General features: G+C 39.4%; 11 protein-coding genes and 1 pseudogene. 5 read left to right on the top strand and 7 right to left on the bottom strand.

Features of this window, described 5'->3' with window-relative positions; translation table 11 throughout:
* Window positions 1-258, top strand: a pseudogene (locus tag ACUVXA_RS09940) (hypothetical protein); the annotation flags it as partial.
* A 21-nt stretch (window positions 259-279) separates the two neighbouring features.
* Here ACUVXA_RS09940 and ACUVXA_RS09935 read toward each other — a convergent pair.
* The 3 genes from ACUVXA_RS09935 to ACUVXA_RS09925 all read right to left on the bottom strand — a co-directional run bounded on the left by ACUVXA_RS09935 (window position 280) and on the right by ACUVXA_RS09925 (window position 3,909).
* A complete protein-coding gene (locus tag ACUVXA_RS09935; RefSeq protein WP_445871103.1) occupies window positions 280-1,167 on the bottom strand; it encodes an SDR family NAD(P)-dependent oxidoreductase in 888 nt (295 codons plus the stop codon).
* 149 nt (window positions 1,168-1,316) lie between these two features.
* Window positions 1,317-2,234 (bottom strand): tetrahydromethanopterin S-methyltransferase subunit H, encoded by a 918-nt coding sequence (gene mtrH / locus ACUVXA_RS09930; RefSeq protein WP_445871102.1) that lies wholly within the window; start codon window positions 2,232-2,234, stop codon window positions 1,317-1,319.
* Window positions 2,235-2,337: 103 nt separating this feature from the next.
* A complete protein-coding gene (locus tag ACUVXA_RS09925) occupies window positions 2,338-3,909 on the bottom strand; it encodes a hypothetical protein (protein ID WP_445871101.1) in 1,572 nt (523 codons plus the stop codon).
* Window positions 3,910-4,164: 255 nt separating this feature from the next.
* On the opposite strand from ACUVXA_RS09925, the gene ACUVXA_RS09920 reads away from it, so the two are divergent.
* Together ACUVXA_RS09920 and ACUVXA_RS09915 are read left to right on the top strand one after the other, a co-directional pair.
* Window positions 4,165-5,244, top strand: coding sequence for an NAD(P)H-dependent flavin oxidoreductase (locus ACUVXA_RS09920; protein ID WP_445871100.1), 1,080 nt, complete (start codon window positions 4,165-4,167; stop codon window positions 5,242-5,244).
* Window positions 5,245-5,764: 520 nt separating this feature from the next.
* The gene (locus ACUVXA_RS09915) at window positions 5,765-6,442 is read left to right on the top strand and encodes a hypothetical protein (RefSeq protein WP_445871099.1); all 678 of its coding nucleotides are present in this window, start codon (window positions 5,765-5,767) and stop codon (window positions 6,440-6,442) included.
* 370 nt (window positions 6,443-6,812) lie between these two features.
* Here the strand turns inward: ACUVXA_RS09915 and ACUVXA_RS09910 are convergent, their stop codons facing one another.
* On the bottom strand, window positions 6,813-7,133 hold the full coding sequence (locus ACUVXA_RS09910) for a hypothetical protein (protein WP_445871098.1): 321 nt from the start codon (window positions 7,131-7,133) through the stop codon (window positions 6,813-6,815).
* A 121-nt stretch (window positions 7,134-7,254) separates the two neighbouring features.
* Window positions 7,255-7,680 (bottom strand): hypothetical protein, encoded by a 426-nt coding sequence (locus tag ACUVXA_RS09905; RefSeq protein WP_445871097.1) that lies wholly within the window; start codon window positions 7,678-7,680, stop codon window positions 7,255-7,257.
* 145 nt (window positions 7,681-7,825) lie between these two features.
* Between ACUVXA_RS09905 and ACUVXA_RS09900 the strand changes: the two genes are divergently transcribed.
* Both ACUVXA_RS09900 and ACUVXA_RS09895 read left to right on the top strand, forming a co-directional pair.
* Window positions 7,826-8,092 (top strand): MoaD/ThiS family protein, encoded by a 267-nt coding sequence (locus ACUVXA_RS09900; protein WP_445871096.1) that lies wholly within the window; start codon window positions 7,826-7,828, stop codon window positions 8,090-8,092.
* 4 nt (window positions 8,093-8,096) lie between these two features.
* Complete coding sequence (locus ACUVXA_RS09895) at window positions 8,097-9,014, top strand: ABC transporter substrate-binding protein (RefSeq protein ID WP_445871095.1); 918 nt, start codon at window positions 8,097-8,099, stop codon at window positions 9,012-9,014.
* Window positions 9,015-9,036: 22 nt separating this feature from the next.
* Here ACUVXA_RS09895 and ACUVXA_RS09890 read toward each other — a convergent pair whose 3' ends face one another.
* On the bottom strand, window positions 9,037-9,453 hold the full coding sequence (locus tag ACUVXA_RS09890; protein WP_445871094.1) for a hypothetical protein: 417 nt from the start codon (window positions 9,451-9,453) through the stop codon (window positions 9,037-9,039).
* 92 nt (window positions 9,454-9,545) lie between these two features.
* Entirely contained in the window at window positions 9,546-11,093 is a 1,548-nt protein-coding gene (locus ACUVXA_RS09885; protein WP_445871093.1) for an acyl-CoA dehydrogenase family protein, read from the bottom strand.
* Between the last annotated feature and the right edge of the window lie 93 nt (window positions 11,094-11,186).

Here is an 11,186-nt window from a genome sequence, read left to right as displayed (position 1 = left end):
GTGCCAGACGAAGCTATAAAAAAATTAATTAAGCTACCAGGAATCGGAAAATATTCAGCCGGAGTAAACCTGACAAAAAACACCTTCCCAATAGACGTTTGGAGTAGTAGTATTTTCCATAAATTATTTTTCGGTAAAACTCCGAACAAAACCCGTGAAGTGATAAAAAATGTAGTCGAAGAGACTGAAAGAAGATATAAAAAATGGAAGTGGGAAGCCTTCGCCTATGTATTAAACGCTCTACCAAGTCTAGACTAGAGCCAATTATTTAGAGCAATTTTATTTTTGGCTAAGCTCTGCCTCTAGAAATAATTTGTATAATGTTTGATTCATTGGAGTATATAGTGAGAGCCCCCCATCTATGACAAATACTGCTCCTGTTATATAGCTCGCCTCTGGGGATGCCAAGAAAATCGCAACATTGGCTACTTCCTCTGGTGTACCTAATCGGGGAATAGGAATATTCTTAGTGAAATCCGGTGCCACATCGTCCATCATTTTCGACATGGGAGTAGCAATAATACCGGGCGCAATAGCGTTTACGGTGATTCCTCTACGCGCAACTTCTAGTGCTAGTGACTTGGTGAATCCTATTATAGCCGCTTTCGCCGCACTATAATGAGACATAGCAATGTCACCCGAAAACGAAGTTATAGAACTTATGTTTAATATTCTTCCACCCTCATTCATCGATCTAACGGCAGCTCTGGAGCAGTAAACAGTCCCGAAAACATGAACACTAAACATCTCTTGGAGCTGTTCATCTGTCATATCCCTAACCAGAGTGAGAGTATATGTGCCCGCATTGTTCACCAGAATATCAATGTTTCCATGATTTGCCGAAATTTCCCCAAACACCTTGTTTACCCGCTCCGCATCTCTCACGTCTAGCTGTACTGCTTGAGCGGTTCCACCCATCTCTTCAATCTCTTTCACCACCTGCTCTCCACCCTCACGATTAGTATTGTAGGTTAAGCAAACATTTGCCCCCTCCTCGGAGAAGCGTAAAGCAATCGCTCTTCCAATACCAGCACCAGCCCCAGTTATTAAAGCGGTCTTACCAAATAGTCTTCCCTTCTCAGCTTCCTTTTTAATAACTCTGCCAATTACCGTTTTTTTAGTTATTTTATTTGATGATTTAGCATCTCCCTTTTTTCCTGAAATCAAATTAATCCCTCTTTTATATTAATTACATTAAAATAATTTTTAAATTTGAAAGTCTACTTATTTAAACATATCCTTTTTCAATTGTATGAATACCTTGAAGTTCAAGGTTTTGAATATATCAAAAATAGTTCATTAAACAGCTAGAGTAATTAGAATATTTTGTAGAGGGGGTGATTCTTCGTCTGTATGTTGATTACGCGCATTCTAGATTTTGTGTACGCAATTGTGGAATCTACCATTGCTACAGCAGGGAATACAACATCTGAATTATAAATAGGTCCGTATAGTACCCAGTTTGCTCCGGCGTGTATCATGGCCGTTACTGCGGCTGCGGCACAAACTTTTTTCGCATTCTCTCCCAGTTCAGTCACTCTTTTCCACTCTAGCACTGCGTTTAAAGGGCCTCCACCACAGGGCAGTCCAAATTCCTGCTTTACTAGTTTAACAGCCTCCGCTGCAATGCCGATACTCGGAACATCGAGAACAGCTGTGTCAACTAGCATATTTTTAATTCCGGCTTCCTCAGCATATTGTATCAAGCCTTTTTTGTTCTCATCACCCTTTAAGAGATCGATTCTTCCCTGGGGTTTCACGTTTCGGGGGTTATATCCTAGTAGGATTGCTGATTTGGCACCCGTATTTTTAAGTTCTGTAATTTCTTGGTCTGAAACATGAAACGTTATAGAATTATATATGGCCCGGTCTAGCAAGCCCGTCTCAGCCGCGTATTTTAACCCGTCTAACTTAACATCGGTAGCCGTGCTGTCAATCAAGAAGGGAGCTTCCGTAATTCCAGAGACAAATTTAATATATTTTTTAATAGCGATTCCAGTGGATGCTACTATATCTACCATGTGGGGATTCCCCGTCTTATCAGACATTTCTTCCTGTCTATTAATTAGTTCCTCTGCTTTTTTTGTATCAAAAACGCCTTCCATGTGATCGCTAACTATCTTATGTCTATCATAAAATATTGAACCTATCAAAACAGTGGGCAACTCTCCAGGTTGACCGCCAATCTTAACATTACTAATTTCGAAGATTTTCTGTTCACTCTCAAAACTCATCAAATTTTACCACCACCAAAAACAAAAAAAGAGTAGTAACTGCAACTAATTAATTTTATGCAAAATTATATAATATTTTTTAAAATTTTTCACATCTTAATTGTTAGTCATCTAGGAATTGGATGTGGCCTTTCTCATTTAATCGGTACTTGGTCTTTGTCGGATTATAGTAAAGAGGACTCTTTAATATTTGGATACTGGTATCTAATCCCTCTTCCATGTTTTCTGCGATAAACTTTATTAAAACATCCGACAGTTGGTATAGTTTGGCGTGGAATATTTCGGAATGGGCCTGCTCCTTGAGGGTGTAGAGTGCTAGGTCTCCATGCCATTTATGGTAGCTAAAAGCTCTCCTGCAAAACTTTAACAATTCATCCTCAGAAATGCCAATACTCATGTCTGTTAGGCTGTAAAAGATCCAAAAAACCGATTTATCTTCTGGTACCGCATTTCTAACGCTGGTCATCACTGAGAGAAGTTTATCCACGTCAAAAGGGTTGGAGACAGGATAAACGTTACCCTTTCGCATATTATTTTCATTCTGGGGGATGTTGAAACAATCAATGACGCTCATATTGCCGTGTGAAAAGCTTTTCACGGGTGCTTTGTGGATCTCGGTTCTCTGCTCCAGAACTTTGGAGCGAGTTTCGTATTCCTGTGCCGAAAAACGATAATTAACTTGAATTACGTGAGTTTTTTCATCAAACTTGTTTTGAAAGATGTGATGAAGAGGATCCAGAGTTCTAACACCGTACTGAAAGGAAGTAATTACTACAGAGTTAGAAAATATTCCTCCACCAAGCAAGTTATCTAACTTGGAAATTCCAGTCCTGAAAAGCTTCGAATCCTCACCACTTTTCTTTACACTTTCAAGAAACCTAGCTCTGAAATAGCTACTATTTGATATTTGTGGCTCAATTTCTTGATCATCTGTACTGAATTGAATTTGTCCCTTTTCGCCCACATTATAAAAAGTCTTTTTTGACTGGAAGGGAAAAACGCTTTTAATTACTTGAATTCCATTCCTTATTCCCTTTGGGGTTTCTTCAGAAACAAGCTTGATGAAAACATCCGATAGTTGATAAACCTTGGCGTAAAAAATATCAGTATGAGCCTTCTCATTTAACAAGTAGACTGCCAAGTCCCCATGACTCTTGTGATAGCGGAAAGCTCTCCTACAAAACTTCACCAATTCATCCTCGGGAACTCCGATGCTCATATTCGTTAAATTGTAAAAACACCAGCGAACCCATTTGCCTCCTGGAACGCTCTCCCTAACCTTAGACATCACAGATAAAAGATTATCTGTATTAAAGGGATTAGATACATAGTAAGTATTATCAATTTTCGAGTCTTCTACACCAGGAGATATATTGAAACAATCTATAATATTATAGCCACTGGTGGTAAGCATTTCCATGATTTCTCTAGAAATATCTGAGCCAAACATCGAATATTTAGCCCGGTCTAAATACTCCTCCAGAGATAAGTGAAAAGTAACCATAACCAAATAAAATCTTTCATCAAAATCATTAAGCAATATTCGGTAGACAAGCTCCCAGAAGTTTATCGCTGCCTGGTGAGATATCACAATAATAGAGTTTGATAAGAATCCACCACCCAAGAGCGAATCCAAAAACGGCATACCACTCCCAACAATTCTCAAATCTTCCATACACTATACATCCAATAACACAATAAGATCGTTATAATAATTATGATAATAAAGTATTATATCTTTTGCTAAAACCCAGCATAAAAATGGGCCATAATAAAAAGCCGAAGGTTCCACTGCGCTAGATTCACTTATACAATTCACTAGTCTTAGCGTAACCTTAATAAATCAAACAAATCCATTAAACCAAAAAGTTACTAAGGTTACATAGAAAAATTGGACAATTAAACTAAATGAAACCCTAACGGTGATTTTATGATTAAGACAAAAATTATGGACATGCTAGAAATCGAATACCCAATCATCCAGGCTGCTATGGGACCGTTTGATACTAAAGAACTTGCAGCGGCTGTAGCTACTGCTGGAGGATTCGGAATGGTAAGCCATCCTGCGCCTTCCCCCGAGTACGGCATCCTCGCGATAATCGCGGACGAAGAAACCAAAATAAAAGCCTTTAACGATGTCAAAGACAGAATGATGGGCGCAGTAAGAGAGGTGGGTAAGAAAGCTAAGGGTAGTTTTGGAGTTAACTTTCGAGTGGCGCCAGAACAACCTGACGTACCAATGTTGCTTGATGCTTTAATTGAGGAGCGGGAAAAGGATCCCAACCTTCAAAAAAAGTTGAAGATGGTTCTCTGCTCTGCAGGCGATCCCATGCAACCGCATCTCAAAAAAATTCAGGAAGCAGGAATGCTTCGGTTCCAAACAGTTCCCAGCGTATACCACGCGAAGAAGTCTGAAAAGTCAGGAGTGGATGGACTAATAGTTACCGGTTACGAGGCGGGAGGCCATGTAGCCTATGAGCCAGTCCACACTTTCGTGCTCGTTCCGGAAGTGGTTAAAGAAGTGAATGTTCCGGTTATTGGTGGTGGCGGAGTGTGTGATGGGAAGGGTCTGGTTGCTATGCTGTCTTTTGGTGCTCAGGGAATCTACATGGGTACCCGATTCATTGTTACTAAGGAGTGTGAGTTTAACGATAAGGTTAAGCAGGCAATAATTGATTCTTCGAAGAAGTTTCCTAAAGAAGCAACTAGCATAGTTACTCAAGGTGTGTATGGGCCTTTAAGACACTTGAAGAACAAGTATTCTCTCAAGTTATTTGAGCTTACCCAGATGTTGAAGAATGAAGAGATAACTATGGAGGATGTCTGGGCTTTTGAGTCTGATGGCACCTATAGGGCTAAGGGACCGGAAGGAAACATTGAAGACGGGGCTATATGGGCGGGTCAGGTTTCGCTGAGAATACATGAACTTATGACCTGTAAAGAGGTCATTGAAAACATAATGAGTGAGGCAGAAGCAATATTGAAGGATTTCGCAAAAAAATACGGTTAACATGCTTCATTATTTTTCATTCCTTTATTGGGGCATAAAAAGTCTTTGGCGCATTTTAGGGTTTGGGGACACTTTTGATTGGTGGGTGGTTGGCTTTTGAGGGTTTCAGTTCCCTTCTAAAATAAGCTCTAAAAAGGATTCTTTGGGCAAAAAGAGGAAAAATAAGAGCGATTAGAAAACGGAGTAAAACCCAAACCATCAGCCAACCAAAACCATCCTCCCAAACAAGTTGCACCAGAAACTTTTTACGCCCCTTTATTGAAAATTTATTCTACAAAAATTGTGTTTTCAAACCTAGACTCGAATTAACTTAGTGCAGTATTTTAATTTTATAAAAGTTTGTATCCTTAATTCTTAATAAACATGTTCAAAAAATTCGAGAAATATTATATTTTTCACAATTTTTTAGGGAATTTTTTAAATTTTTCGCATTTTAAGAAATATTTAATTGAGATTTTTTGGAAATATTATACAAAAATAGTTTCTAGTTTCAAAAATATGTATAGGTGGATGCGGTGATATGGAAAGCATAAAGACAGAATATGATCAAGTTGATGGCAATGCTCTTTTGGGTATTTGTGTGGCGATTTTGCAAAACCAAGAAAAGCTTTATGGTCCAGCCTTTAGCCGACTGGCTAAGAAGAATACTGTAGAGTTTGAAGCAGAAAAAGTGGGTCAAGAGCCTCCGGAAGGTTGTGAAGCTTGGGAATGGTCTCAGGTACAGGAGTATCTAGGTAAAAATTTTGAAAACTATCCTTACGGTTTTAATGCGCTTATTTATGCTATGGGAAAGACAGAAGCTACTCTACAGGGTTCAACTGGGACCTCTCAGCGTATTGGAACTACAGCGGTGGCTAAACAGATGGAAGCAGGCCAGACTAGTGGAGTCTCAAGTCTTGCGGAAGCTTGGAAACAATCGTTAAATAAATTAGCGTTTTTCAAAATATTGCCTCCAGAAATAAGCTACAGTACTGTGGACGAAAAAACAATAATGTATGAAGTTAAAAATTGCCCATTTAAGGATAGTTGTAGTGCATTTAACATTGAGAAAATATTCAAATCAGATGGAAAACACATTTGCGCCTTAGGACGTATAACAAGTTCTGACGCGGGACAAAAAGTAGGAACTGGCTGTGACTATTACGTGGATAAGTTTGCAAATCCGAATTGCGTAGGCCGAATCGTACAAATACTTTAAAATTTAATTTTTTCCTTTTTCCCACTTTAATTTTTAAATGAGGATGTAATAATCACAATATTTATCTTTTAAGTTGACTTTCATTCTTAAAATCAGAAAGTAAGGAGTTTTTAGTACATTTCTTAGTCTCGGGGCGGATTCGACCGGAAATTAGATGCTTTTTTTAGACTCCAGCTCCGCGAAAAAGCCTTAACAAGTCCCCCTTTTGTAAAAAAGAACTAAAATTGTCGGAGGCGCATCTGAAACCCGTTGAAGAGGACTATAGACCCATATCAAAATCAATTTTACATCAACTTTTTAATCCCGAAACTAATTTTCTTAATTTCGTTACGAGTCTACACGGATTCAAATATTTTTTTAAAAACTTGTATTATTTGCACAGCTTTTGGATTTTTTCAAGCAATTTATAGCCGGTTTTTTCTAGAATTCTAGGATCTTCTAGGTCGACTTTAGATTCTCCTTGGACCTCTACTATGGCTCCTTTCTTAGCATCTTTTAGTTTAACAAGAAAATCTGCGCCCATAGATTTTAAGGATATAGTTGTACTGAGGTGTATAAGGGCTGAGTCTTTTTCCTTTTTGACCTTTGTTACTTCGGCGTTAATATCTTTTGAAGCTTTTTCAACAATTTTATTGTCCAGAATTTGCTTCGTGGTCCAGTTGGGTATTAACACTTTATCTATAAGTTCCATTTTTGAATCACTCCTTTAAACGTTTAATTTATGGTTAAGTTGAATTATAAAACATTGTATTATAGAGAATATATTTGCTTTCAATATTTTTTACAAAAGAAAATCGAAAATATTCTGTTTTTTACTTGCGAATTTTGCTGAAAGGTATGTCTAGTTCTTTGATTAGCTTTTCTAATTTTTCAAGGTCTTCGAATTTTAGGTTCCACTTATACTCTTTCCCGTCATAGGTTTTTATTATCATGAGGTAACCGTATATAGTTACTTTACGCCAATAGGTGTTCACTATTATTTCCTGAATTTCGTACAGGGGAATCTGGTAGCTTCCTTTAATGTTCTCCACCACTTTACTCACGGAACTCCAGTTTATGATTTGTGATTCTGGATTTATTTCGGGGGGCGGGTTTTTTAGTATGTCCAGTCCACGGATAAATATGATTCGGTGGTTTGTGAACACGAATAGGTATTTAATCTGAGGAAGCCGGGGTCTTCGGGGAACCTCGATAAATATGCCCTGTATTTTTTCAGGATATGAAAATAATTCATCCAATTTCATCCCACAAATAAAACAAATAGTTAAAATTTTATAAACTTAGGGGATTTTAGGAATTCTTAAATCCCACCATTTATTGTTTTCAAATGTGAATCAAAGAGAAATTAGGTTATAACGCCGAAAAATGATAGGGTGAAGTTTAATGATTGAGGTGAAGTTTCTAACAATGCTCCGGGAAATAGTGGGAATGGGAACCATAGAAATCGAAAGAAAAGAAACCATCCCATTACTCATAGAATATTTATGTAAAAAGTATGGAAAAAAGTTTAGTGAAGCAATAGTGGACGAAAAGGGGTCTCTGAAAGAGCATGTCAGGATAATGCTCAATGGAAAAGAGGTAAAAAACTTGGACGCAAGGATAAATGAGGGAGACACTGTTCTAATCTTTGTCCCAATAGCAGGGGGTTGAATAATTGAAAAAGCTCAAAATAGGTTATTTGCCCACAATGTATCACACCTCCTATATTCTGAAAGGTGGAGAATGGGTGGAAAAGCAAACTGGCTCAAAGGTGGACTGGAGGCTCTACGCCACGGGTCCAGCAATGACTGAAGCATTTAGTAAAAAGGATATCGACATCGGATATATTGGTCTGCCTCCCGCAATGATTGCCATAGATAAGGGACTTCCCATAATTTGTGTAGGGGGAGGACATGTTGAGGGCACCGTTATGATAGCCCAGAAAAATTACAAATCGCTCCAAGAGCTAGGGGAAACCCGCAGAACCCTAGAACAATTCTCAGGCAAGAAAATAGGTACCCCCTCTCAAGGATCAATACACGACGTCATCATACGCGACCTAATTGAAAAACTGAAAATAAAGGAGGTAAATGTGGAGAACTATCAGTGGGCGGAGTTTCTTCCAGAAGCCCTAGAATCCGGAGAAATAGATGCCGCGGTGGGGACTCCCGCCTTGTTGGTCGCTGCATCTCAGCAGATGGATGTGAAAATGGTTTTGCCCCCAGATAAGCTTTGGCCCTATAATCCGAGCTATGGTATACTGGTTAGAAAAGAGTTGGAGAAGAATGCCCAGCTGATTATAGAATTTCTGAAGATGCATAAAAAAGCCTGCACCCTAATCCGAGAAAATCCCAGTGAGGCAGCTAAAATGGTTTCCGAGGAGATAAAGGGATTAAGTTTGGATTTTGTTGTGAAAACTTATGCGGTCTCCCCAAAATACTGCGCACAGCTCTCCCGTGAATATATAGAATCAACTATGGCCTTTGTGCCGGTCCTCAAAAAGCTGGGATACCTCAAACACCTTCTGCAAGAGAAAGACATCTTTGAAACAAAATACGTTAAAAAGATTCATCCCGAGCCCGCACACTACTAGAAAGAAGGTAATATTTTCTTCGTTATTTTTCGACGTAGTTTAGCTTGAGTTTCTTCATGGTTTCTCTGAATTTTTCTAGGTCATCGAATCTTAGATCCCATTTGGTTTTCTTTTTCTTTGTCGTAATTTTTAGATAATAGCCAAAGGTTTCTTCTCTGAAAGGTGAAGTGTTCAATTCCACTTCCGCCACTTCTCCCAGTTCAAAGTAGTAATTGCTTTCATTTATTTCAACTATTTTATCGAGTTCTTCGCTGTTAAAGACGCTTTGAGTCATGACTGGTTCAGAAGCGCCCTTTTTCAGATAACCCCTACCTTTTGACAGAAAGATCATTCTCCTATCCGTTACTAGAAGAAGTGATAAAGTGGTGGGAAAAAATCTTCTGGGTAAAATGAAGAATCGGGCAATTATCGTTTCCTTATGTGAACTTTTCTTAACCATTTAACCCCCTGACCTACCAGTCATAGTCTATGATTAAAAATTAAATCAGAAATGGTTAAAAACACTATGGAGAAGGAAAGAAATTTGGTTTTTCAGAACCTTTCTTCCTTCCTGCTCCACTGAGGATACCAGCAGTAGAATTCGAGAGGTTTTGCCTTGTTCAGTCCCTCATAAGTAGCCTTCGCCAACCGGATAACTCCACGGCGATCTCTCCAAAGGTCTACTAAGTTTTTCTCCTCTAATGAGAGGAGAGTCTCATCCAACTGCTCATCACTCAAACCGGTATCTTCCATCAATTCCTCCCGCTTCATATGTAAGCCCGGATTCACAAAATAGTCTTCCCCAAGGGCTTCAAGAACAGCAGTCTCCATTTCCTCAGGACTGGTAGGCGCTGCTTTCTTTTCAACTGGTTCAAAGTAAGGTATTGGAATTCTCAGCTCCTTATGTATTCTTCTTCTGGGCTGCCTAATCTCATTTGCAAATAGTCTTCGATACACATAGACTATGAGACGCCTTAAAACCTCGTTAGTGCCGCCACCGACCTCGTTTATCTTTGAATCTCTAAGAAGCTGCTCTACCGTGTAGTATTTTGTGAAAGCATCTCCGCCACAGACTTGTAAGGCATCAATCGCCGATTCTCGGGCTAGCTCCGTTGCCAGAATCTTTGCCGCATTCGCTTCTATAATAGGATTGTTACCCAAATCCTCCTGATAAGCGGTATAATAACAAAGGAGTCTGGTTGATTTCAGCCGCATAATAATGTCTGCCATCCGGTACTGGTTACTCTCAAAATCAAGGGTTCTCTGCCCGAACTGTACCCTTCGCTCAGTAAAAAATAACGCATTCCTTAGAGCTTCCTTTATTACAGCAATCATACACACCGCAATCATCAGTCTCTCAAAATTTAATCCATTAGTTAGTACTCCCCAGGCCCCACCAATTCCACCCACTATGTTTTCTTCCGATACCCGTACATTGTCAAAGTTTAGGGTCCCGTTGCGCACAGCATCAAATACTGCTAATTCGTTTATTCTCTCAACACTAAACCCGGGTGTTCCTTTGTCTACTACAAAAGCGGTCAAGTGCCTTCTAGCCTGAATATCTCCCGGTTCATTACTGGTTTTTGCGTACACAAAGTACATGTTTGCGACTCCGGTATTCGTTATAAATCTCTTTTTACCATTAATCACCCATTCATCCCCATCCTTCACGGCAATAGTTTTGATCCCCGCAGCATCACTTCCCACAAATGGTTCTGTCAAACCCAGTGCACCTATTACTTCGCCCCGCGCCACCCTGGTGAGCCAGCGCTCCTTCTGCTCCGGAGTACCAAATGTGGACAATTGTTTTACTCCACCAAACTGCGTGGAGAAGAATAAGCCACCCAGCATTCCCACAGCGGTTAAACCTTCAGTTATTATGGCACTTGAGGTGACTCCACCATTTTTACCCATACCACCATACTCTTCCGGAACAAGAACCCCAAACCATCCCTTATCCCCAACCATTTTCACCAGGTCAGCGGGGTGCTCCCTTTTCCACACCGCCTCCAAGGCTCGCGGTGCCACACTATATGCGAATTCTAAAACCTCATCAGCCAATTGTTTCTGAAAATCAGTCCACCACGGATACTTTTCCAAAAAGTTCACCTCCAAATCATGAAACACAATTTTGTAGTAAGTATATGAACCAACTCATTAATTTTTGTTCACGCATTCCTTTTTAATTAGACT

It is taken from the genome of Candidatus Jordarchaeum sp., assembly GCF_052745115.1.
The sequence above is the reverse complement of the archived record's forward strand: the minus strand, read 5'-3'. Positions and strand labels throughout refer to the sequence as shown.

What these genes read in the sequence shown, in the direction of transcription:
- mtrH (WP_445871102.1), bottom strand. Translation starts at nt 2,234, where the DNA reads ATGAGTTTTGAGAGTGAACAGAAAATCTTCGAAATTAGTAATGTTAAG.
- ACUVXA_RS09925 (WP_445871101.1), bottom strand. Translation starts at nt 3,909, where the DNA reads ATGGAAGATTTGAGAATTGTTGGGAGTGGTATGCCGTTTTTGGATTCG.
- ACUVXA_RS09920 (WP_445871100.1), top strand. Translation starts at nt 4,165, where the DNA reads ATGATTAAGACAAAAATTATGGACATGCTAGAAATCGAATACCCAATC.
- ACUVXA_RS09915 (WP_445871099.1), top strand. Translation starts at nt 5,765, where the DNA reads ATGGAAAGCATAAAGACAGAATATGATCAAGTTGATGGCAATGCTCTT.
- ACUVXA_RS09910 (WP_445871098.1), bottom strand. Translation starts at nt 7,133, where the DNA reads ATGGAACTTATAGATAAAGTGTTAATACCCAACTGGACCACGAAGCAA.
- ACUVXA_RS09900 (WP_445871096.1), top strand. Translation starts at nt 7,826, where the DNA reads ATGATTGAGGTGAAGTTTCTAACAATGCTCCGGGAAATAGTGGGAATG.
- ACUVXA_RS09890 (WP_445871094.1), bottom strand. Translation starts at nt 9,453, where the DNA reads ATGGTTAAGAAAAGTTCACATAAGGAAACGATAATTGCCCGATTCTTC.